Raw genomic sequence first — 20,806 nt, 5'->3', positions numbered from 1 at the left:
GGCGGACATGCGCACGGGTACTCAGTTGCCCGGCTGAGTATGCGCATCCTGGAACCATGGACTGGACGCACTACCGATTCGTGAGCACCTGGCACCTGCCCGCCCCGCCCGGCGCCGTCTACGCCCACCTCGAACGCGTCGAGCTCTACCCCCAGTGGTGGCCGCAGGTCCGCGAGGTCGTCCCCGTGGACGACACCACCGGCACCACCCGGATCCGCTCCCTCCTCCCGTACGACCTGGTCGTGACCGCGCGCGAACGCCGCCGCGACGCACCGGCGGGTGTCCTCGAAGTGACCCTCAGCGGTGACATCGAGGGCTGGGCACGCTGGACCGTCACCCCGCACGGCACCGGCACCCGCGCCACGTACGAACAGGAGGTCGAGGTGCGCCGGCGGCTGCTGCGGGTCCTCGCGGTGCCGGGACGCGCCGCCTTCCGGGCCAACCACGCGCTGATGATGCGGGCGGGACGACGCGGTCTCGCGGCTCGGCTGGAAGCGGTTTGAACCACACCCGCCGAGCCCTGTATGGTTCAACCCGTTCCCGGGCGATTAGCTCAGTGGGAGAGCGCTTCGTTCACACCGAAGAGGTCACTGGTTCGAACCCAGTATCGCCCACCCCGGGAGAGGCCGGTCCGTCAGCACCACCGACGGACCGGCCTCTGCGTGTCCGGGGACCGGTTCACGCCGCGGCGCGCAGTTCCGGACGCAGCGGCCACGCCGGATCCACCGTCTCCGGCGTCCCGCTCCTGGCGAACCAGGCCTGCAGACCACGCGCCTGGGCGGCATGCCACACCGCCTGGCGCGTGTGCAGCTCGGCCGGTGTCAGCCGCTCCAGACGGGTGGCGAACCGCCGCCCCACCGCCCGGACCAGCTCCAGCGACGCCGCCGCGTCGGCCGCCGCGTCATGCGCGCCGTCCAGCACCACCCCGTACAGCTCACAGAGATCCGTGAGCGTGCGCCGGCCCTTGCGGTAGCGGTCCAGATGCTTGTCGAGCACCCGCGGATCCAGCACGCACAGCGAGGCGCTCTCCAGATAGCCGCCGAGCGACGACGCCCGGTGCCGCCTCAGCTCCCGGTCCAGCAGCGTCAGATCGAACGGCGCGTTCATCACGACCAGCGGCCGGCCCGCGGCGCTCTGCTCCGCCAGGGCCCTGGCTATCTCCTCCACCACCGGCGCGGGCCACCGCCCGTTGCGCTGGAGGTGGTCGTCCGTCAGACCGTGGATCTCCGTCGCCCCCACGGGCACCGGAACCCCCGGATTCACCAGCCAGCGGGTGGTGCGCATCCGCCCGCCCGCACTGTCCTGGACGACGAGGGCGGCCGAAACGATCCGGTCCTCCTCGACGTCCACTCCCGTCGTCTCGGTGTCGAAAGCGGCCAGCGGCCCCTCGTACCAATGAGTCATCCCCGAACTCCTCGCGCCCGAGCGGCAGATGGTGTGATTCCTCTGCCCGGTTCGGTGATACCCGCACCCTTTGCCTGATACGCCGTTTGCGGGACGCTCCCTGCGGTGACAACACAGGTGACGGGGCCGGAAGTTGAGATACCTCCGCCTCCGGCAACCCATCGGCACAGCCCGGAAGGCATACGGAGCCATGGCGCTCGCGCAGCCCGACCCGAGTGGGCTGCTGCCCCAGCGGACCTCACCGCTGCGCGGCGCACTCGCCACCACCGCCTGCATGGAGACCCTCCAGGTGGGCTACTTGCACGCGGTCGCGGCCGCGGCGGGGTGCTCCCTGTCGCAGCCCTTCCCCGACAACGGCATCGACTGGCACGTCAGCCACGGCGCCCCCGGCCACGTCGTCGACGACGAGGTGACCATCAAGGTCCAGCTGAAGTGCACCTATCAGATACAACCCCGGCCGCCCGGACCGACGTTCGCCTTCACGCTCGACAACGCGCACCTGGTGAAGCTCGCCCGGACCCCCGTGTCGGTGCACAAGATCCTGGTCGTGATGCTCGTGCCGCGCAGCCAGGACGACTGGCTGCGGGCCGGACACGACCGCCTCGACCTGCGGCACTGCTGTTACTGGACCAACCTGGCCGGCCACGCCGTGACCGGCCGGCACCGGACCACCGTGCGGATCCCGACCTCGCGCATCTTCGACGACCGAGCGCTCTGCGAGATCATGACCCGTGTCGGGGCGGGAGGGAGACCCTGATGCACCGGCCGATGGACGACCACTTCGACGGAGCGTTCCCGTCAGCCATCCGACCCCACCCCACCGAGCCGCCCGGCCCCTGGCCCGCCGGCGCACCGTCCGGCGGCCTCCCCGACCCGGCCCGGGTCGACCCCGCCGTACTCGGCGCGCTGCTCGCCCGGCACGGCTGGCGGCGGCGCGGCGGCGCCACCGGCCGCTACAGCCGCTGGACCCCGCCCGGACCGCCCGCACCGCCCGGCGGCTCCACCAGCCTGCTCGTACCCGACACCGCGGGGTTCCCCGACAGCGAGGACCTGCTGGCCGAGGCCCTCACCGCGCTCGCCCGCAGCGCCGCACCCTCCGCCCGCGGCGTCCTGGTCTCCCTCGCCGTCCCCAGTGACGAGATCCGCTGGTGGCGCGAGGTGCCCGAACCGGCCGCCGGCGCCGCCAGCTGGACCGGAGCGGAACACCTGCACGGCGCCGCCCGGCAGATCCTGCTCGCCGGAGCGCTCGCCGTCCGGGGGCGGGCCGGCTACCACGGCGCCCGCCACCGCAGGCGCGCCCTCGCGACGCTCGGTTCCGTCCTCATCGGGCCCGCGCCCGGCGGCCGCGAGCTCACCGCGTTCGTGCCCGCCGAGACGGGCCGCCCCCTCACCGTGCGCCTCTACCACGCCCTGCACGCCACCCGGGAAGCCGTCGACTATCAACGGGCCACCGGCGGCATGGATGCCTTCGACACCGCCGTCGAGGCGGGCGTCTGCCGCGAACTGACCGAGGCCGTCATCGCGCTCGTCCGGGGCTCCGAGGGCGCCGGGATCGCCCTGGAGTGGGCGCCGGCCGCGGGCACCCCCGACGGCTGCCCGGTGCGCCCCGAACCGGTCGAGTTCTCACCGGGCGACCTGCCCGCCCTGCGCCGGGCGGGTGCCCGCTACCTCAGGGACGAGCCCGCGGTGCCGGTACGGATCACCGGAGCCGTCGTCCGGATGCGCCGCGCGGGGCCGCGCGGACCCGGCATCGTGCGGCTGCGGGTACTGGCGGGCGCGGAGGTGCCGCACGTACGGCTGGAGCTCGACGAGGAGGCCTACCGGATCGCGGGCCAGGCCCACCTCGTGGGGCTGCCCGTCCGGGTCGAGGGCCGGCTGGAGAGCCGCGGCGGCTTCAGGCGGCTGACCAGGGCCTCACAGGTGGTTCCGGTGCAGGTCGACGAGGAGGAGCGGGACCGGCTGATGAAGTCGCTCCAGGAGAACGTCGACTATTTCGAGGAGGCGTGCACGGGGGAGTAGCGGGGCGCGGGCCGCCCATTTCGCTAACGGGGCCGTCGGCTCGGTACGATTCCCCTTGCGTACGCCATGGGAATGCGGCGCACCCCCTGAGTCAGGAGAGACCGGTGTCAGACGTCCGTGTGACCATCCAACGCGATTCCGAGCGGGAAGAGCGCGTGGTGACGACGGGCACTACGGCAGCCGAGCTCTTCCCCGGCGAGCGCACCGTCGTCGCCGCCCGCATCGCCGGTGAGCTGAAGGACCTCGCGTACGTCGTCGCCGACGGCGAGACCGTCGAGCCGGTCCTGATCTCCTCCGAGGACGGCCTCAACATCCTGCGGCACTCCACCGCGCACGTGATGGCGCAGGCCGTGCAGGAGCTCCACCCCGAGGCCAAGCTCGGCATCGGCCCGCCGGTCAAGGACGGCTTCTACTACGACTTCGACGTCGAGACGCCGTTCACGCCCGAGGACCTCAAGGCCATCGAGAAGAAGATGCAGGAGATCCAGAAGCGGGGCCAGAGGTTCTCCCGCCGGGTCGTGACGGACGAGGCGGCCCGCGAGGAGCTCGCCGACGAGCCGTACAAGCTGGAGCTCATCGGCATCAAGGGCGCCGCCTCCACGGACGACGGCGCGGACGTCGAGGTGGGCGGCGGCGAGCTGACCATCTACGACAACCTCGACCCGAAGACCGGCGAGCTGTGCTGGAAGGACCTCTGCCGCGGTCCCCACCTGCCGACGACCCGGTTCATCCCGGCGTTCAAGCTGATGCGCAACGCGGCCGCCTACTGGCGCGGCAGCGAGAAGAACCCGATGCTCCAGCGCATCTACGGGACCGCCTGGCCGACCAAGGACGAGCTGAAGGCGCACCTGGAGTTCCTGGAGGAGGCCGCCAAGCGCGACCACCGCAAGCTGGGCAGCGAGCTGGACCTCTTCTCCTTCCCGGACGAGATCGGCCCGGGCCTCGCGGTCTTCCACCCCAAGGGTGGCGTCATCCGCATGGCGATGGAGGACTACTCGCGCCGCCGGCACGAGGAGGAGGGCTACGAATTCGTCTACAGCCCGCACGCCACCAAGGGCAAGCTCTTCGAGAAGTCCGGTCACCTGGACTGGTACGCCGACGGCATGTACCCCCCCATGCAGCTCGACGACGGGGTGGACTACTACCTCAAGCCGATGAACTGCCCGATGCACAACCTGATCTTCGACGCCCGCGGCCGCTCCTACCGTGAACTGCCGCTGCGCCTCTTCGAGTTCGGCACGGTGTACCGGTACGAGAAGTCGGGCGTCGTGCACGGCCTGACCCGCTCGCGCGGTTTCACCCAGGACGACGCGCACATCTACTGCACCCGTGAGCAGATGGCGGAGGAGCTCGACCGGCTGCTCACCTTCGTCCTGAACCTGCTCCGCGACTACGGTCTGACCGACTTCTACCTGGAGCTCTCCACCAAGGACCCGGAGAAGTTCGTCGGCTCGGACGAGGTCTGGGAAGAGGCCACCGAGACGCTGCGTCTGGTCGCCGAGAAGCAGGGCCTGCCGCTGGTCCCGGACCCGGGCGGCGCGGCCTTCTACGGCCCGAAGATCTCGGTGCAGTGCAAGGACGCCATCGGCCGGACCTGGCAGATGTCGACCGTGCAGCTCGACTTCAACCTGCCGGAGCGCTTCGACCTGGAGTACACCGGCCCCGACGGCACCAAGCAGCGCCCGGTCATGATCCACCGCGCCCTGTTCGGTTCCATCGAGCGCTTCTTCGCGGTGCTCCTGGAGCACTACGCCGGTGCGTTCCCGGTGTGGCTGGCGCCCGTCCAGGCGGTCGGCATCCCGATCGGCGACGCGCACATCCCGTACCTCCAGGAGTTCGCGGCCAAGGCCCGCAAGCAGGGGCTGCGGGTCGACGTGGACGCCTCGTCGGACCGGATGCAGAAGAAGATCCGCAACCAGCAGAAGGCCAAGGTGCCGTTCATGATCATCGCGGGCGACGAGGACATGGCCAACGGTGCCGTCTCCTTCCGCTACCGCGACGGCTCGCAGGAGAACGGCATCCCGGTCGAGGACGCCCTCGCCAAGATCGCCAAGGCCGTGGAGGACCGCGTCCAGGTCTGATCCGTGCCCGGCAGGGGCCCCCGGTGAGCTACCCGCTCACCGGGGGCCCCTTCTCGTCCTCCCGACGGAACACCTGGATCAGCCACGACGAGAACGAACCCGTCACCGCGCCCAGCAGCGCCAGCCCGCAGGCCATCAGGAACGCCGCCACCACCCGGCCCCACGGCGTCACCGGCACGGCATCCCCGTACCCCACCGTCGTGAGCGTCGCGCACGCCCACCAGACCGCGTCGCCGAAGGTCCGGATCGAGGCGCCCGGCGCGTCGTGCTCCTGGTGGTAGACGGCGAGGGCCGCGGAGAGGCCGAGCAGCAGGGACGTCAGGCCGGCGTACGACATGACCCGTGCGTACAGGCTCAGCCGCGGTTCGTCGTGACGCTTCTGGATGGCCGTGTAGACCTTGACCAGCCGCAGCGGGCGCAGCAGGGGCAGCAGGAGCACGAGCGTGTCGAGCCAGCGGACCCGGACGAAGCGATGGCCCAGGCCGCTGAGCCTGATCCGTACGGCGTAGTCGACGACGAAGAGCAGCCAGGTGGCGGCGACCAGGGCGAGGGCGAGGTCGTGCCAGGGCTGGGCGTCGTCCGGGGCGAGGACGCGGACCGCGTAGCCGAGCAGGAACAGCAGGGAGGCGGCGAAGAGGGGGACCTCGGTGCGCTGCTCCCAGAGGGCCAGAGCGGGCGAGGTCCGGTCCGGGGTGCGGTCGCTCATCGGCCCAGCATCGCGGTGAGTGAACGGGTTCGGCCCCGGCGACACGCTCGGCGCGGGGTACGCAATATGCTGATCGGCATGACGAGTGAGCCGGAGCAGCAGATCGGAGTGGGAACGCCCGACGCGTTCCAGCGCCTGTGGACGCCCCACCGGATGGCGTACATCCAGGGCGAGAACAAGCCGACCGGCCCGGAGGCCGGCGACGGCTGTCCGTTCTGTGAGATCCCCTCGAAGTCGGACGAGGACGGGCTCGTCGTCGCGCGTGGCGAGAAGGTCTACGCCGTGCTGAACCTGTACCCGTACAACGGTGGTCACCTGATGGTGGTGCCCTACCGTCATGTCGCGGACTACACGGAGCTGGACGGCCCGGAGACGGTGGAGCTCGCCGACTTCACGAAGCGGGCGATGACCGCGCTGCGTGCGGCGTCCGGGGCGCACGGTTTCAACATCGGCATGAACCAGGGAGCGGTGGCGGGTGCGGGCATCGCCGCGCATCTGCATCAGCATCTGGTGCCCCGCTGGGGCGGTGACACCAACTTCATGCCGGTCGTGGGCCACACCAAGGTGCTGCCGCAGCTGCTGGCCGACACCCGGAAGATGCTGGCGGACGCCTGGCCGCGCACCGTCTGATCCCGGCTTTTCCCGCTTCCGCCGCGCAGGGCGTCCCGGTTGTCCGGGGCGCCCTGCGCTGTTCTCAGGCGTCGTACAGGTCGGCCTTGCGAGGGGTGGGGTCCTGGACGAGTCCGCTCAGTATCGACGAGCGGTTCCCGAAGCGTTCGGTGTCGACGCCGTTCTCCTCCAGGACCTTCATGGACGCGTTGTGCACGACCCGCAGGACGGGGGTGGCGGCGCGCATCGCGTCGTCGGCCATGAAGCGGTGGCGCCAGGGCTTCTCGGCCCAGGCGTGCCGCAGTCCGAAGGGTTCGGGCAGGGCGATCTTGCCGCCGAGGTAGTCGAGGAGCGGCGGGTACCAGGTGAAGGGCGCGCGCAGGGCAAGGCGCACGACCTCCTTGGACTCGACCAGCGACAGCGTGATGTCGCGGGTCTCCCAGAACTTGACGGTCTTGTTGACCGTCCTCGTCTTGGCGGCGGGCTTGCTGGTGAACAGGGAGTGGACGGGGCCCAGCGCGTGTCCGGTGACCTCGATGCGCAGGGTCTCGAAGAGCACGGTGACGGTGATCATCATGGTGATCACGAGCTGGCCGTCCCAGAGGGTGAACTGGACCCCCAGGTAGTGGCGGTCGCCGCCGCCGAACTGCTGGTGGTTGCAGATCCGCTGTATTTCGTGCGGCTTGACCTGGAAGGTCGCCACGTCCTCGCCCTCGGGGCGGGAGACCGCGTCGGCGTTCTCCCCGACCGGGGACACGATCCAGTGGGTGACGGAGGGGGTGGGGAAGCCGCCGGTGTTCAGCGGGCCGCGCTCCAGCATCTTGAGCTGGTCGTGGATGACGCGTATCAGGTCCCAGCTGCGGAACTGGTGGAACTCCTTGCCGGGGTCCTTGGAGACGAGGTCCTCGGCGAGCTGCCAGCTGCCCCAGCGGGTGCCCATGCCGAGGATGCCCTTGGGCCCGGCGTAGAAGACGGAGTTGGACTGCTGCTCCGCGGAGAGCTTCTCCAGGCCCTGGCGGAGCGCCTCGCGGGCGGTCTCGTTGGGGTTCTTCGGCACCGCCTCGGGGATCTTGGCGACGACGCCGCCGCCGGAGAGGAGCCCCTCCCAGCGCGACCGCATGTCCTGGGCGGACTTCTCCGCGATCCGTTTGGCGATGAGCCAGCCGATGACGGGGGCCACGATCATCGCCCGCAGGTAGAGCGCGAGCAGTCCGGTCAGGGGCATTTTGATCAGGAGGAACAGGGCGGCGATGCCGATGATGGGCAGGAGGGCGTTCCCGACGGCGCCGAGCGCCTTGTCCTTGGTGTTGGACAGGCCGTCGCGCAGGCGGAAGGCGATGACCCACAGCAGCATTCCGGGCAGGAAGACGAAGCCGAACAGCGCCGTCACGGCGGTGAGTTTGGTGTCGCGGGCCTTGCGGAGCCTGGTCGCGGACAGGCAGTGCTCGACGACGGTCTGCGGGTCGCTGCCGAAGGACTGGATGAGGGCCTTCCGGGCGCCGCCCAGCATGCGTTCCTGGACGGCGCGGGAGAAGGCCTCGCCGAGGTTGGGCTTGAAGTAGGGGGACTTGAAGACCCTGGAGCGGCCTTCCTTCACTTCGGACTTGTGCCATTCGCTGTTGGCTTTGAGGATGTCCTCCACCGGACTGTCGCGGTACGCGGCGGAGGCGAGGGCGTTGGTCGCCACCGCCGCTCCCGCCGCCCCCTGGAGCGGAATCTGTGCTCCGGGAGAGAAATCGAATCCGTTGCTGGCCACTGTCGCCCCCACTCGCCGCCGACGAACCGCTCCTGCGGCTGTTGCCCAACTGCCGTGCCCGGCACACTTTCTGAGCTGGGACCCCAGCGTATCGTCCGGATCCGTACGCCGTCCGGTCCTGTGGACAACCTTGGGCGGCGAGGGGCGCTACGCGCTCCTGCCGGCGCTGTCCTCCTGTTCGTGGAGGCGGCCGGCGAGCTGTGGGGGCATGGCCTCGTGGCGGGCGTACGAGCGGTCGAACCGGCCGGTTCCGTGGGACAGCGAGCGCAGATCGACGGCGTAGCGCCCGATCTCCAGCTCCGGGACCTCGGCCCGTACGAGAGTGCGTCCGTGGCCCGACTGCTCGGTTCCGGTGACCCGGCCGCGGCGGCCGGAGAGGTCGCTCATGACCGGGCCGACGTAGTCGTCGGGGACCAGGACGCGGACCTCGGCGACGGGTTCCAGGACCTGGATGCGGCCGTCGGCCGCGGCCTCGCGCAGGGCGAGGGCGCCCGCGCTCTGGAAGGCCGCGTCGGAGGAGTCCACGGAGTGGGACTTGCCGTCCCGCAGGGTGATGCGCACGTCGACGAGCGGGTGCCCGCCGGAAACGCCGCGGGCGGCCTGGGCGCGGACGCCCTTCTCGACGGACGGGATGAACTGGCGGGGCACCGATCCGCCGACCACCCTGTCGACGAATTCGATGCCGGAGCCCGGTGTCAGCGGCTCGATGTCGATCTCGCAGATGGCGTACTGGCCGTGGCCGCCGGACTGTTTGACGTGCCGGCCGCGTCCGGTGGAGGGCGCGGCGAACGTCTCGCGCAGGGCGACGCGGTGGGGGACGGCGTCGACCTGGACGCCGTAGCGGGTGCGCAGCCGGTCCAGTGCCACGTCCAGATGGGCCTCCCCGAGGCACCACAGGACCATCTGACGGGTGTCCTGGTTCTGTTCCAGACGCATCGTGGGGTCCTCGGCGACCAGGCGTGCCAGGCCCTGGGAGAGCTTGTCCTCGTCGGCCTTGCCGTGCGCCTCGATGGCGAGGGGCAGCAGCGGGTCGGGCATGGTCCACGGTTCCAGCAGCAGCGGGTGCTCCGGGCCGGACAGGGTGTCGCCGGTCTCGGCGGTGTCCAGCCGGGCGACGCAGGCGAGGTCGCCGGCGATGCACGAGGTGAGGGGGCGCTGCTGCTTCCCGAAGGGCGAGGTGAGGGCGCCGACGCGGGTGTCCGCCTCGTGGAAGGGACGGGCCTCGTGACCGGGGTCGGTGAGGCCGTGGCCGAAGACGTGCACGGTGTCGTCGGGGCGCAGGGTGCCGGAGAAGACGCGGACGAGCGAGAGCCTGCCGACGTAGGGGTCGGATGCCGTCTTGACGACCTCGGCGGCCAGGGGGCCCTGCGGGTCGCAGTCCAGCGGGGGCGGTGTGGCGCCGTGCAGGGTGGTGACGGCGGGCAGCGGGCGTTCGAGCGGGGTGGGGAAGCCGCCGGTGATCAGGTCGAGGAGTTCGACGGTGCCGATGCCCTGGCGGGCGCCCCCGGCGGCGGGGGCCGCGGTGAGGACGGGGTGGAAGGTGCCGCGTGCGACGGCGCGTTCGAGGTCGTCGACGAGTGTCCTGATCTCGATGCCGCCGCCGTCGAGGTAGCGGTCCATCAGCGTCTCGTCCTCGCTCTCGGCGATGATCCCCTCGATCAGCCGGTTGCGGGCGTCGGCCAGGGGCGCCTGCTGGGACTCGGCGGGCGGCCGTTCCTGCCGTTCGCCGCCGGAGTAGTCGAAGATCCGCTGCGAGAGGAGGCCGGTGAGCCCGGTCAGCGGGGCGTGTCCGTCGGCGGTCTCGGGGCCGTGCACCGGCAGGTAGAGGGGGAGTACGGCGTCGGGGTCGTCGCCGCCGAAGATCTCGCCGCAGATCCTGGTCATCGCGTCGAACGAGGTACGGGCGGTGTCGAGGTGGGTGACGACGATGGCGCGCGGCATGCCGACCGCCGCGCACTCCTCCCAGACGGCCCGGGTGGTGCCGGCGACGGCGTCGGCCTCCTGGGCGGCCGAGACGACGAAGAGGGCCGCGTCCGCCGCACGCAGACCGGCCCTGAGCTCTCCGACGAAGTCGGCGTATCCGGGACTGTCCAGCAGGTTGATCTTGCACCCGTCCCATTCGACGGGCACGAGGGACAGCGACACCGAACGCCTGCTGCGCTGTTCGATCCCGTCGTGGTCGGAGACGGTGGTGCCGTCCTCGACCCGGCCCGCCCGGTTGACCGCGCCCGCGGTCTGTGCGAGGGCCTCGACGAGGGTGGTCTTGCCGGAGCCGCTGTGGCCGACCAGCACCACGTTCCGGATGGCGGAGGGATGGTCGGCCGTCGCCGCTCTTGTGGCGGCTCCGGTGTGCGTGTGTGCCTTGGCGCCCATGACGCGTGCCTCCCGGACGTTGGCGCCGGGCGGGGCCCGCCGGCGCGGGATGGGGAGCGGTTGCACGGGCACGGGGGAGCCGCCGCGGCGGCTTCGGCGACGCCCGCGGTAGTTCCGAGCTTTCCACTGTGTCCCGGTCCCGTCCATACGTCGCGCGCGGCGGCGCGATCCGGCAGCCGCGCCGTGCGGGGCCGGGGTGCCCGGATGCGCCCGGGGTGCCCGGACGGTGGAGTGCGGCAGTCGTGACTACGATGGGCCAGGAGGGTGCTGAAGGCCCCGGCCGGGCTCGCGGCGCCCGGCACGCACGTCTGCGGCGTTGCCGAAACGTTCTCATGGCTCCGTCATGGGGACGCTCCGGCGCCTTGCAGCCGCCCGCGCCGGACCCGCTCCCTGTTCCGGCCGGGGCCTTCAGCACCCTCCAGCCGGTGGCCGATGGGGCCATGCGGCCCACCGACCCCTCGGGAAGGCCATGCTGAACAAGTACGCGCGTGCATTCTTCACGCGTGTCCTCACGCCGTTCGCCGCACTGCTGCTCCGTCTCGGCGTGAGCCCTGACGCGGTCACTCTGATCGGCACGGCCGGGGTGATGGCAGGTGCGCTGGTCTTCTTCCCGATGGGGGAGTTCTTCTGGGGCACGATCGTCATCACGATCTTCGTCTTCTCCGACCTCGTCGACGGCAACATGGCACGCCAGGCCGGCATCTCCAGCCGCTGGGGCGCCTTCCTCGACTCGACGCTCGACCGGGTCGCCGACGGCGCGATCTTCGCGGGCTTCGCGCTCTGGTACGCGGGCAGCGGTGACGACAACGTCCTGTGCGCCGTCGCGATCTTCTGCCTCGCGAGCGGTCAGGTGGTCTCGTACACCAAGGCACGCGGTGAGTCGATCGGTCTGCCGGTGGCGGTCAACGGGCTCGTGGAGCGTGCGGAACGCCTGGTGATCTCGCTGGTGGCCGCCGGTCTGGCGGGTCTCCACGGGTTCGGCGTGCCGGGCATCCAGATCCTCCTGCCGATCGCCCTGTGGATCGTCGCCGCGGGCAGCCTGGTGACGCTGGTGCAGCGGGTCGTGACCGTGCGCCGCGAGTCCGCCGAGGCCGACGCGGCCGCCGCGGTGTCGGCTGCGGCGGACCGGGGGAGCGAGGCCGCGCAGTGAGCGGCGCGCCCGGGGACGCGAAGCCCGGCCCGAAGGAACGGCTGAGCGACGGGCTGTACGGACTCGGCTGGGCCGCGGTCAAGACGCTGCCCGAGCCGGCCGCCCGGGCGCTCTTCCGCACCCTGGCCGACCAGGTGTGGAAGCGGCGCGGCAAGAGCGTGCTGCGGCTGGAGTCGAATCTGGCGCGGGTCGTGCCGGACGCCGGCCCGGCCCGGCTGGCCGAGCTGTCCCGGGCCGGGATGCGCTCGTACATGCGCTACTGGATGGAGTCGTTCCGGCTGCCCACCTGGAGTCCGGAGCGGATCAAGGCGTCCATCGACGTGACGGACGCGCACCGGCTGACCGAGGGGCTCGACGCGGGACGCGGCGTCGTTCTCGCCCTGCCGCATCTGGGGAACTGGGACCTGGCGGGGGCGTGGGTCACCACGGATCTGAAGGTCCCGTTCACCACGGTCGCCGAGCGGCTCAAGCCGGAGTCGCTGTACGACCGGTTCGTGGCGTACCGGGAGAGCCTGGGCATGGAGGTCCTGCCGCACAACGGCGGGGCCGCGTTCGGGACGCTGGCGCGGCGGCTGCGGGCGGGCGGTCTGGTCTGCCTGGTCGCCGACCGCGACCTGTCGGCCTCCGGTGTCGAGGTGACCTTCTTCGGCGACCGGGCGCGGATGCCCGCGGGCCCGGCGCTGCTGGCCCAGCAGACCGGTGCGCTGCTGCTGCCGGTGACGCTGTCCTACGACGACACGCCGGTGATGAGGGCGCGGATCCATCCGCCCGTCGAGGTACCCGGCTGGGGTGACCGCACGGAGAAGACGTCCGCGATGACACAGGCCCTGGCCGACGCGTTCGCCGTGGGGATCGCGGAGCACCCGGAGGACTGGCACATGCTCCAGCGGCTCTGGCTCGCCGACCTCGAAACCCGCGGGGACTAGGGCGTGTTTCGAAAGTCCCGCCTGCTCGGCGACCCTTCGGGCGGACGGCGCTACTTTCGAAACACGCCCCAGGGCCTGTCGTCCGGGGTCATGCCGGGCTCGCGGGGTCCGGCGCACGGTCCCCCAGGGCCCCTGGCCTCGCTCGGCCAGGGGAGCCCCCGTCCGACGCCCTCCTCGCCTCGCAACCGCACGCACCGGACCCCGCTCCCCGATCCGGCCTGATCCGACGAAAGGCCCTAGCAGTGAAGATCGGCATCGTCTGCCCGTACTCCTGGGACGTACCCGGCGGCGTGCAGTTCCACATCCGGGACCTGGCCGAGCACCTGATCCGCCTCGGCCACCAGGTGTCCGTGCTGGCCCCGGCCGACGACGAGACGCCGCTGCCGCCGTACGTGGTGTCCGCGGGCCGGGCCGTGCCCGTCCCGTACAACGGCTCCGTCGCCCGGCTGAACTTCGGCTTCCTGTCCGCGGCGCGGGTGCGGCGCTGGCTGCACGACGGCACCTTCGACGTGATCCACATCCATGAGCCGACCTCGCCGTCCCTGGGCCTGCTGACCTGCTGGGCGGCGCAGGGGCCGATCGTCGCCACGTTCCACACGTCCAACCCGCGCTCCCGGGCGATGATCGCCGCGTATCCGATCCTGCAGCCGGCGCTGGAGAAGATCAGCGCGCGCATCGCGGTGAGCGAGTACGCGCGCCGGACCCTGGTCGAGCACCTGGGCGGCGACGCCGTGGTCATTCCGAACGGGGTCGACGTCGGTTTCTTCGCCGCCGCCGAGCCCCGGCCCGAGTGGCAGGGCGGCACGATCGGCTTCATCGGCCGGATCGACGAACCCCGCAAGGGCCTGCCCGTCCTCATGTGGGCGCTGCCCGCGATCCTCGCCGCCCGCCCGGAGACCAGACTGCTGGTGGCGGGCCGGGGCGACGAGGAGGAGGCCGTCGCCTCGCTGCCGAAGGAGATGCGCGCGCGCGTCGAGTTCCTCGGCATGGTGAGCGACGAGGACAAGGCACGGCTGCTGCGCAGCGTCGACGTGTACGTCGCGCCCAACACCGGCGGCGAGAGCTTCGGCATCATCCTGGTCGAGGCCATGTCGGCCGGCGCGCCGGTCCTCGCCAGCGATCTGGACGCCTTCGCGCAGGTCCTGGACCTGGGCGCGGCGGGTGAACTCTTCGCCAACGAGGACGCGGACGCGCTGGCCGCGGCGGCGGTCCGGCTGCTGGGCGACCCCGGGCGGCGCGCGGAGCTGCGGGCGCGCGGCAGCGCCCATGTGCGGCGCTTCGACTGGTCGACGGTCGGGGCGGACATCCTCGCCGTGTACGAGACGGTGGCGGACGGCGCCGCGTCGGTCGCCGCGGACGAACGCACGGGCCTGCGGGCCCGGTTCGGGCTGGCCCGGGACTGAGGGCGGGCCGGGGCCCGGCCCCGGACCGACGGCGCACGCGGGGCCTGGGGGCCGCCCGGCCCCGCTCCCGGGCGGCTGCCGCACCGTCCGGGGAGGCCGGCGCGCCTCCGCGCACCGGTAGCCTTGCCGCCCGTGACCGAAACCCTCATCTGGGCCGCCGTCGTGCTCATCGCGATCGGCCTGTACCTCAGCTGGACCGCCGGCCGCCTCGACCGGCTCCACACCCGCATCGACGCGGCCCGGGCCGCCCTCGACGCCCAACTGCTGCGCCGCGCCTCGGTCACCCAGGAACTCGCCACGTCCGGTGTCCTCGACCCGGCCTCCTCCATCGTGCTGTACGAGGCCGCGCACGCCGCCCGTCAGTCGGAGGAGGAGCACCGCGAGGTCGCCGAGAGCGAACTGAGCACCGCCCTGCGTGCCGTGTTCGGCGAGCGGGCGCAGGTGGAGGCGGTGAAGGAGATCCCGGGCGGCGAGGAGGCCGCGTCGGAGCTGGCCGCCGCCGTGCGCCGGGTCCCGATGGCGCGCAGGTTCCACAACGACGCGGTGCGGGCGGCGCGTGCGCTGCGCCGCCACCGCACGGTGCGCTGGTTCCGGCTGGCCGGGCACGCGCCCTTCCCGCTGGCCTTCGAGATGGACGACGAGCCGCCGGTCGCCCTTGCGGACCGTCCGGTCAGCTGACCGGACGCAGCCGGGCCCGGGGCCCGCGCGGCGGCGGATCAGTCCAAAACGATCCACCGGCCTTCCATTGGCCCTTGCTGTGGACTGGTGCCGGAGAGTTTGCTCAGCAGTGCGGCACTCCCGCACGCCCAGCAGTCTTTCTCCCAGTGAGGTCGATCCGTGTCCACGCTTCCCACCACCCCGCAGTCCGCCGACGCCCCCGCAACCGGCACCGCCCGCGTCAAGCGCGGCATGGCCGAGCAGCTCAAGGGCGGCGTGATCATGGACGTCGTCAACGCCGAGCAGGCGAAGATCGCCGAGGACGCGGGCGCCGTGGCCGTCATGGCCCTGGAGCGGGTGCCCGCCGACATCCGCAAGGACGGCGGCGTGGCCCGGATGTCCGACCCGAACATGATCGAGGAGATCATCGAGTCGGTCTCCATCCCGGTGATGGCGAAGTCCCGCATCGGCCACTTCGTCGAGGCCCAGGTGCTGCAGTCCCTCGGCGTCGACTACATCGACGAGTCCGAGGTCCTCACCCCGGCCGACGAGGTCAACCACAGCGACAAGTTCGCCTTCACCACCCCGTTCGTCTGCGGCGCCACCAACCTGGGCGAGGCGCTGCGCCGCATCGCCGAGGGCGCGGCCATGATCCGCTCGAAGGGCGAGGCCGGCACCGGCAACGTCGTCGAGGCCGTCCGCCACCTGCGCCAGATCAAGAACGAGATCGCCCGGCTGCGCGGCTACGACAACAACGAGCTGTACGCCGCCGCCAAGGACCTCCGCGCCCCTTACGAGCTGGTCAAGGAGGTCGCCGAGCTCGGCAAGCTGCCCGTCGTCCTCTTCTCCGCGGGCGGCGTCGCCACCCCGGCCGACGCCGCGCTGATGCGCCAGCTCGGCGCCGAGGGCGTCTTCGTCGGCTCCGGCATCTTCAAGTCCGGCGACCCGGCCAAGCGCGCCGCCGCCATCGTCAAGGCCACCACGTTCTTCGACGACCCGAAGATCATCGCGGACGCCTCGCGCAACCTGGGCGAGGCCATGGTCGGCATCAACTGCGACACGCTGCCCGAGACCGAGCGCTACGCCAACCGCGGCTGGTAGTCACTGATGAGCGACACCCCTGTGATCGGCGTCCTGGCTCTCCAGGGCGACGTACGGGAACACCTGATCGCCCTGGCCTCGGCGGACGCCCTGGCCAGGCCGGTCCGGCGTCCCGAGGAACTCGCCGAGGTCGACGGCCTGGTCATCCCCGGCGGCGAGTCCACCACGATGTCCAAGCTGGCCGCCCTGTTCGGCATGCTGGAACCGCTCCGCGAGCGGGTACGGGCCGGGATGCCGGTCTACGGCACCTGCGCCGGAATGATCCTGCTCGCCGACAAGATCCTCGACCCGCGCTCGGGCCAGGAGACGCTCGGCGGCATCGACATGATCGTGCGCCGTAACGCTTTCGGGCGGCAGAACGAGTCCTTCGAGGCGGCCGTCGAGGTCGCCGGGATCGAGGGCGGCCCCGTCGAGGGCGTCTTCATCCGGGCCCCCTGGGTCGAGTCCGTGGGCGCGCAGGCCAAGGTGGTCGCCGAGCACGGCGGGCACATCGTGGCGGTACGGCAGGGAAACGCCCTTGCCACGTCATTCCACCCGGAACTGACCGGAGACCACCGGCTTCACGCGTACTTCGTCGACATGGTGCGCGCAGTCAGCTGACTCGACCCCGGTAGGATCTCTCGGGTTCGTACGGAATTTGGTGACGCGAAGGAGAAGGCAGATGTCCGGCCACTCTAAATGGGCTACGACGAAGCACAAGAAGGCCGTGATTGACGCCAAGCGCGGCAAGCTCTTCGCGAAGCTGATCAAGAACATCGAGGTCGCGGCCCGCACCGGCGGTGTGGACCCCGAGGGCAATCCGACCCTTGTGGACGCGATCCAGAAGGCGAAGAAGAGCTCGGTCCCGAACAAGAACATCGACTCCGCGGTCAAGCGCGGTGGCGGTCTCGAAGCGGGCGGCGTCGACTACCAGACGATCATGTACGAGGGCTACGGCCCGAACGGTGTCGCGGTGCTCATCGAGTGCCTCACCGACAACCGCAACCGCGCCGCCTCCGACGTCCGTGTCGCCATGACGCGCAACGGCGGCTCGATGGCCGACCCGGGCTCGGTCTCGTACCTGTTCAACCGCAAGGGCGTCGTCATCGTCCCCAAGGGCGAGCTGTCCGAGGACGACGTGCTGGGCGCCGTGCTCGACGCGGGCGCCGAGGAGGTCAACGACCTCGGCGAGACGTACGAGGTCGTCAGCGAGGCCACCGACATGGTCGCGGTCCGCACCGCGCTCCAGGAGGCGGGCATCGACTACGACTCGGCCGAGGCCAACTTCCTGCCCACCATGCAGGTCGACCTCGACGAGGACGGCGCGCGCAAGATCTTCAAGCTGATCGACGCGCTGGAGGACAGCGACGACGTGCAGAACGTCTTCGCCAACTTCGACGTCTCCGACGAGGTCATGGAGAAGGTCGACGCCTGAGCGTCGCCGGGTGACCTGCGCAGCTGCTGTGCCGACGGGCCGACGGGGACACACCCCGTCGGCCCGTCGCATTGTCAGTGCGAGCCGATAGCCTGCCAGAACAGTTGACCGATCGGCAGGGAGGGGGCGAACCGTGCGGGTACTCGGCGTGGACCCCGGTCTGACCAGGTGCGGCGTCGGCGTCGTCGAAGGCGTCGCGGGCCGGCCCCTGACCATGCTCGGCGTCGGAGTGGTGCGCACCCCGGCCGACGCGGAGCTCGGCCACCGGCTGGTGGCCATCGAGCGCGGCATCGAGGAGTGGCTCGACGAGCACCGCCCCGAATACGTCGCGGTGGAGCGGGTGTTCGCCCAGCACAACGTCCGTACGGTGATGGGCACCGCCCAGGCCAGCGCGGTCGCCATGCTCTGCGCCTCCCGGCGCGGCATCCCGGTGGCGCTGCACACGCCCAGCGAGGTCAAGGCCGCCGTCACCGGCAGCGGACGCGCGGACAAGGCACAGGTCGGAGCCATGGTGACCCGGCTCCTGCGGCTCGACGCCCCGCCGAAACCGGCGGACGCCGCCGACGCCCTCGCCCTCGCCATCTGCCACATCTGGCGGGCCCCCGCGCTCAACCGCCTCCAGCAGGCGCACGCGGCGGCCGCCGCCCGCACCCCGCGCGTCCCGCGCACCGCAGCAGCCCCCGTCCGGAAGGTCCCCCGATGATCGCCTTCGTCACCGGCCCCGTCGCCGCGCTCGCCCCGACCACGGCCGTGATCGAGGTCGGCGGCATCGGCATGGCCGTCCAGTGCGCGCCGAACACCCTGGCATCCCTCCGGGTCGGCAAGGAGGCCAAGCTCGCCACCTCCCTCGTCGTACGGGAGGACTCGCTGACGCTCTACGGCTTCGCCGACGACGACGAACGGCAGGTCTTCGAGCTCCTCCAGACCGCCAGCGGGGTCGGACCCCGGCTCGCCCAGGCCATGCTCGCCACGCACAGCCCCGACGCCCTGCGCATCGCCGTGGCCACCGGCGACGAGAAGGCGCTCACCGCCGTCTCCGGGATCGGCAAGAAGGGCGCCCAGAAGCTCCTGCTCGAACTGAAGGACCGCCTCGGCGAACCGGTCGGCGCGCACATCGGCCAGCAGGGCATCGGCACCGCGGTCTCCGCCGCGTGGCGCGACCAGCTGCACGCCGCGCTCATCGGCCTCGGCTACGCGACCCGCGAGGCCGACGAGGCCGTGTCCGCCGTGGCACCGCAGGCCGAGGCGGCCCTCGCGGAGGGCGCGCAGCCGCCCGTGCCGCAGCTGCTGCGCGCCGCCCTGCAGAGCCTCAGCCGCGCGCGCTGAGCGGACCCGGGCACCACCCCTGACGCGCCGGGCCCGGCACACCACGGGCCGGCACCGAAACACCCGAGGCGGGACTGACGAGATGAACTGGGACGAGACCGGACCCGACACCGACGAGCTGCTCGACGAGCGGCTCGTCGACGCCGGCGCGGACGGTGAGGACACCGCGGTCGAGGCGGCGCTGCGCCCCAAGGACCTCGACGAGTTCGTCGGCCAGGAGAAGGTGCGCGAACAGCTGGACCTGGTCCTCAAGGCGGCCCGCGCCCGCGGAGCCACCGCCGACCACGTCCTCCTCTCCGGCGCCCCGGGCCTGGGCAAGACCACCCTCTCCATGATCATCGCCGCGGAGATGAACGCACCGATCCGGATCACCTCAGGACCCGCCATCCAGCACGCGGGCGACCTGGCGGCGATCCTGTCCTCCCTCCAGGAGGGCGAGGTCCTCTTCCTCGACGAGATCCACCGCATGTCCCGGCCCGCCGAGGAGATGCTCTACATGGCGATGGAGGACTTCCGGGTCGACGTGATCGTCGGCAAGGGGCCCGGGGCCACCGCCATCCCGCTGGAGCTGCCGCCCTTCACCCTGGTCGGAGCGACCACCAGGGCCGGACTGCTGCCGCCCCCGCTGCGCGACCGCTTCGGCTTCACCGGGCACATGGAGTTCTACGCCCCCACCGAACTGGAACGGGTGATTCACCGCTCGGCCGGCCTCCTCGACGTGGAGATCGACGTCGCGGGCGCCGCCGAGATCGCCGGCCGCTCCCGCGGCACGCCCCGCATCGCCAACCGGCTGCTGCGCCGGGTCCGGGACTACGCCCAGGTCAAGGCCGACGGCAGGATCGACCGGGAGACCGCCGCCGCGGCCCTCAAGGTGTACGAGGTCGACGCCAGGGGACTGGACCGGCTGGACCGGGCGGTCCTCGGCGCCCTGCTGAAACTCTTCGGCGGCGGCCCGGTGGGCCTGTCCACGCTCGCGGTCGCCGTGGGGGAGGAGCGCGAGACCGTCGAGGAGGTCGCGGAGCCCTTCCTCGTCCGGGAAGGACTGCTGGCCAGGACGCCGCGCGGACGGGTCGCCACCCCCGCCGCCTGGGCCCATCTCGGGCTCGTTCCTCCGCAGCACGGCGGAAAGGGACAACAGGGCCTCTTCGGGGCGTGATGCATCACAGGTTGACTCACAGAGGAACCACAGTGCGATGCTGGGCGTTGTTCCATCGATGCGGACTCGCTTAGACTCCGCCGATGCCGCCCTTAAAGGTCGGTGTACCCACCCCCGTAGACCAGGCCGCCTTCCAGCGCGGTCGTGCGAAGGAAAATCGTCCCGTGAATCCCGTGACTCTCCTCCCCTTCATCGTGCTCATCGGGGCCATGTTCCTGATGACGCGGTCCGCCAAGAAGAAGCAGGCGGCGGCTGCGAACATGCGCAATGAAATGCAGCCCGGCACCGGCGTCCGGACGATCGGGGGCATGTACGCCACCGTCAAGGAGCTTCACGACGACACGGTCCTCCTTGAGGTCGCCCCCGGCGTCCACGCCATCTACGCCAAGAACGCCATCGGTGCCGTCCTGGACGACGCGGAGTACAACCGCATCGTCCACGGCGACGTGGAGGAGCTCGACGTCGACGGCGCGGTCGTTCCGGACGACGCCTCCTCGCTCACCGAGCTCGACGCCGCCCCGGACGAGGCAGCCGACGACGCCGACGACGCGAAGACGGACCTGGTCAAGAAGACCGGTTCCGACGACGTCGACGCCGAGAAGGCCGACGAGGCCGGCAAGAAGTCCGAGGGCAAGGCCGACGGCGAGGCCGACGCGAAGTAGCACACGACCCGGGGATGCCGTGAGCCCACAGGCATCCGGCCATCCCCGGACCGTGCGGTCTTC

Annotated in this window: 20 protein-coding genes and 1 tRNA gene; 17 read left to right on the top strand and 4 right to left on the bottom strand. The window is 71.5% G+C overall.

The window, feature by feature from the left end; translation table 11 throughout:
• Nucleotides 1–56: 56 nt before the first annotated feature.
• Nucleotides 57–503, top strand: coding sequence for an SRPBCC family protein (locus tag OG408_RS07445; RefSeq protein WP_285566016.1), 447 nt, complete (start codon nucleotides 57–59; stop codon nucleotides 501–503).
• Between the two features lie 39 nt (nucleotides 504–542).
• Nucleotides 543–614 (top strand) — tRNA-Val (locus tag OG408_RS07440).
• A gap of 64 nt (nucleotides 615–678) precedes the next feature.
• Here OG408_RS07440 and OG408_RS07435 read toward each other — a convergent pair.
• Nucleotides 679–1,404 carry a 3'-5' exonuclease gene (locus OG408_RS07435; protein WP_285566018.1) on the bottom strand — a complete coding sequence of 242 codons (726 nt, stop codon included), beginning with the start codon at nucleotides 1,402–1,404 and terminating at the stop codon, nucleotides 679–681.
• Between the two features lie 190 nt (nucleotides 1,405–1,594).
• Between OG408_RS07435 and OG408_RS07430 the strand changes: the two genes are divergently transcribed.
• The 3 genes from OG408_RS07430 (at nucleotide 1,595) to thrS (ending at nucleotide 5,504) form a co-directional block, all read left to right on the top strand.
• Nucleotides 1,595–2,161: a DUF4365 domain-containing protein gene (locus OG408_RS07430; RefSeq protein ID WP_266776615.1), complete on the top strand. Its 567-nt coding sequence runs from the start codon at nucleotides 1,595–1,597 to the stop codon at nucleotides 2,159–2,161.
• On the top strand, nucleotides 2,161–3,423 hold the full coding sequence (locus OG408_RS07425; RefSeq protein ID WP_285566021.1) for a hypothetical protein: 1,263 nt from the start codon (nucleotides 2,161–2,163) through the stop codon (nucleotides 3,421–3,423). Before OG408_RS07430 ends, OG408_RS07425 begins: the two co-directional genes overlap by 1 nt.
• A gap of 104 nt (nucleotides 3,424–3,527) precedes the next feature.
• Nucleotides 3,528–5,504, top strand: a complete 1,977-nt coding sequence (gene thrS / locus OG408_RS07420; protein WP_266776611.1) for a threonine--tRNA ligase — start codon at nucleotides 3,528–3,530, stop codon at nucleotides 5,502–5,504.
• Nucleotides 5,505–5,532: 28 nt separating this feature from the next.
• On the opposite strand, the gene OG408_RS07415 is transcribed toward thrS, so the two are convergent.
• Entirely contained in the window at nucleotides 5,533–6,210 is a 678-nt protein-coding gene (locus OG408_RS07415) for a potassium channel family protein (RefSeq protein WP_266776609.1), read from the bottom strand.
• Between the two features lie 66 nt (nucleotides 6,211–6,276).
• On the opposite strand from OG408_RS07415, the gene OG408_RS07410 reads away from it, so the two are divergent.
• Nucleotides 6,277–6,840: an HIT family protein gene (locus OG408_RS07410; RefSeq protein WP_266776607.1), complete on the top strand. Its 564-nt coding sequence runs from the start codon at nucleotides 6,277–6,279 to the stop codon at nucleotides 6,838–6,840.
• 64 nt (nucleotides 6,841–6,904) lie between these two features.
• Here the strand turns inward: OG408_RS07410 and OG408_RS07405 are convergent, their stop codons facing one another.
• The gene (locus OG408_RS07405; RefSeq protein WP_266776605.1) at nucleotides 6,905–8,575 is read right to left on the bottom strand and encodes a hypothetical protein; all 1,671 of its coding nucleotides are present in this window, start codon (nucleotides 8,573–8,575) and stop codon (nucleotides 6,905–6,907) included.
• A 147-nt stretch (nucleotides 8,576–8,722) separates the two neighbouring features.
• Nucleotides 8,723–10,948 (bottom strand): elongation factor G-like protein EF-G2, encoded by a 2,226-nt coding sequence (locus OG408_RS07400; protein ID WP_326668990.1) that lies wholly within the window; start codon nucleotides 10,946–10,948, stop codon nucleotides 8,723–8,725.
• 469 nt (nucleotides 10,949–11,417) lie between these two features.
• Between OG408_RS07400 and pgsA the strand changes: the two genes are divergently transcribed.
• The 11 genes from pgsA to yajC all read left to right on the top strand — a co-directional run bounded on the left by pgsA (nucleotide 11,418) and on the right by yajC (nucleotide 20,743).
• Nucleotides 11,418–12,098: a phosphatidylinositol phosphate synthase gene (pgsA, locus tag OG408_RS07395; RefSeq protein WP_266776601.1), complete on the top strand. Its 681-nt coding sequence runs from the start codon at nucleotides 11,418–11,420 to the stop codon at nucleotides 12,096–12,098.
• On the top strand, nucleotides 12,095–13,024 hold the full coding sequence (locus OG408_RS07390) for a phosphatidylinositol mannoside acyltransferase (RefSeq protein WP_326668988.1): 930 nt from the start codon (nucleotides 12,095–12,097) through the stop codon (nucleotides 13,022–13,024). Before pgsA ends, OG408_RS07390 begins: the two co-directional genes overlap by 4 nt.
• Before the next feature lie 242 nt (nucleotides 13,025–13,266).
• Entirely contained in the window at nucleotides 13,267–14,427 is a 1,161-nt protein-coding gene (locus OG408_RS07385; RefSeq protein WP_326668986.1) for a glycosyltransferase family 4 protein, read from the top strand.
• Between the two features lie 132 nt (nucleotides 14,428–14,559).
• Complete coding sequence (locus tag OG408_RS07380; protein ID WP_266776594.1) at nucleotides 14,560–15,105, top strand: hypothetical protein; 546 nt, start codon at nucleotides 14,560–14,562, stop codon at nucleotides 15,103–15,105.
• A 159-nt stretch (nucleotides 15,106–15,264) separates the two neighbouring features.
• A complete protein-coding gene (gene pdxS / locus OG408_RS07375; protein ID WP_326668984.1) occupies nucleotides 15,265–16,185 on the top strand; it encodes a pyridoxal 5'-phosphate synthase lyase subunit PdxS in 921 nt (306 codons plus the stop codon).
• Nucleotides 16,186–16,191: 6 nt separating this feature from the next.
• Nucleotides 16,192–16,785 (top strand): pyridoxal 5'-phosphate synthase glutaminase subunit PdxT, encoded by a 594-nt coding sequence (gene pdxT / locus OG408_RS07370; protein ID WP_266776590.1) that lies wholly within the window; start codon nucleotides 16,192–16,194, stop codon nucleotides 16,783–16,785.
• Nucleotides 16,786–16,846: 61 nt separating this feature from the next.
• Nucleotides 16,847–17,599 (top strand): YebC/PmpR family DNA-binding transcriptional regulator, encoded by a 753-nt coding sequence (locus OG408_RS07365; protein ID WP_266776588.1) that lies wholly within the window; start codon nucleotides 16,847–16,849, stop codon nucleotides 17,597–17,599.
• Between the two features lie 133 nt (nucleotides 17,600–17,732).
• Nucleotides 17,733–18,302, top strand: coding sequence for a crossover junction endodeoxyribonuclease RuvC (gene ruvC, locus OG408_RS07360; RefSeq protein WP_266776586.1), 570 nt, complete (start codon nucleotides 17,733–17,735; stop codon nucleotides 18,300–18,302).
• On the top strand, nucleotides 18,299–18,925 hold the full coding sequence (gene ruvA, locus OG408_RS07355) for a Holliday junction branch migration protein RuvA (protein WP_326668979.1): 627 nt from the start codon (nucleotides 18,299–18,301) through the stop codon (nucleotides 18,923–18,925). Before ruvC ends, ruvA begins: the two co-directional genes overlap by 4 nt.
• Nucleotides 18,926–19,007: 82 nt before the next feature.
• The gene (gene ruvB / locus OG408_RS07350) at nucleotides 19,008–20,081 is read left to right on the top strand and encodes a Holliday junction branch migration DNA helicase RuvB (protein WP_266776582.1); all 1,074 of its coding nucleotides are present in this window, start codon (nucleotides 19,008–19,010) and stop codon (nucleotides 20,079–20,081) included.
• A 164-nt stretch (nucleotides 20,082–20,245) separates the two neighbouring features.
• Nucleotides 20,246–20,743, top strand: a complete 498-nt coding sequence (gene yajC, locus OG408_RS07345; RefSeq protein ID WP_266776581.1) for a preprotein translocase subunit YajC — start codon at nucleotides 20,246–20,248, stop codon at nucleotides 20,741–20,743.
• Nucleotides 20,744–20,806: the final 63 nt, after the last annotated feature.

Origin of the sequence: Streptomyces sp. NBC_01257 (assembly GCF_035917255.1) — a bacterium.
Lineage (GTDB): Bacteria > Actinomycetota > Actinomycetes > Streptomycetales > Streptomycetaceae > Streptomyces.
The sequence above is the reverse complement of the archived record's forward strand: the minus strand, read 5'-3'. Positions and strand labels throughout refer to the sequence as shown.

Bases quoted from the DNA above. Each gene is read 5' to 3' on its own strand.
- OG408_RS07445 (WP_285566016.1), top strand. From the start codon at position 57: ATGGACTGGACGCACTACCGATTCGTGAGCACCTGGCACCTGCCCGCC.
- OG408_RS07435 (WP_285566018.1), bottom strand. From the start codon at position 1,404: ATGACTCATTGGTACGAGGGGCCGCTGGCCGCTTTCGACACCGAGACG.
- OG408_RS07430 (WP_266776615.1), top strand. From the start codon at position 1,595: ATGGCGCTCGCGCAGCCCGACCCGAGTGGGCTGCTGCCCCAGCGGACC.
- OG408_RS07425 (WP_285566021.1), top strand. From the start codon at position 2,161: ATGCACCGGCCGATGGACGACCACTTCGACGGAGCGTTCCCGTCAGCC.
- OG408_RS07415 (WP_266776609.1), bottom strand. From the start codon at position 6,210: ATGAGCGACCGCACCCCGGACCGGACCTCGCCCGCTCTGGCCCTCTGG.
- OG408_RS07410 (WP_266776607.1), top strand. From the start codon at position 6,277: ATGCTGATCGGCATGACGAGTGAGCCGGAGCAGCAGATCGGAGTGGGA.
- OG408_RS07400 (WP_326668990.1), bottom strand. From the start codon at position 10,948: ATGGGCGCCAAGGCACACACGCACACCGGAGCCGCCACAAGAGCGGCG.
- pgsA (WP_266776601.1), top strand. From the start codon at position 11,418: ATGCTGAACAAGTACGCGCGTGCATTCTTCACGCGTGTCCTCACGCCG.
- pdxT (WP_266776590.1), top strand. From the start codon at position 16,192: ATGAGCGACACCCCTGTGATCGGCGTCCTGGCTCTCCAGGGCGACGTA.
- OG408_RS07365 (WP_266776588.1), top strand. From the start codon at position 16,847: ATGTCCGGCCACTCTAAATGGGCTACGACGAAGCACAAGAAGGCCGTG.
- ruvA (WP_326668979.1), top strand. From the start codon at position 18,299: ATGATCGCCTTCGTCACCGGCCCCGTCGCCGCGCTCGCCCCGACCACG.
- ruvB (WP_266776582.1), top strand. From the start codon at position 19,008: ATGAACTGGGACGAGACCGGACCCGACACCGACGAGCTGCTCGACGAG.